Annotated in this window: 1 protein-coding gene; it reads right to left on the bottom strand. The window is 54.3% G+C overall.

What is annotated here, in order from left to right; all coding sequences use genetic code 11:
* A partial coding sequence (locus tag AAEY83_RS18975) for a DUF4870 domain-containing protein (RefSeq protein ID WP_351061817.1) occupies window positions 1-230 on the bottom strand: 230 nt, incomplete at both ends.

Genomic DNA, 230 nt, shown 5'->3' with positions numbered 1-230 from the left:
GGCTTTGACCCCTGCAATGATCGTCAGGACCAGTGCCGCGATCGCCAGCAAGCCAAACAGGAAGAAACCAATGATCAGCAGCATGAGCAGGAAGCAGATCATCGAGGCAATGGCGACAGTGATCTGAAAATTCAGCGCCTCTTTACCCTGTGCATCGATGAACGGGTCCTTCTCGCGCTTCATCTGCCAAAGGATCAGCGGCCCGATCAGATTGCCGAACGGAATCCAGA

Source organism: Psychrobacter sp. TB20-MNA-CIBAN-0197 (assembly GCF_040309765.1).
Classification (GTDB): Bacteria; Pseudomonadota; Gammaproteobacteria; order Pseudomonadales; family Moraxellaceae; genus Psychrobacter; species Psychrobacter submarinus.
Note: the sequence above shows the minus strand (reverse complement) of the source record. Positions and strands in the feature narration are given on the sequence as shown.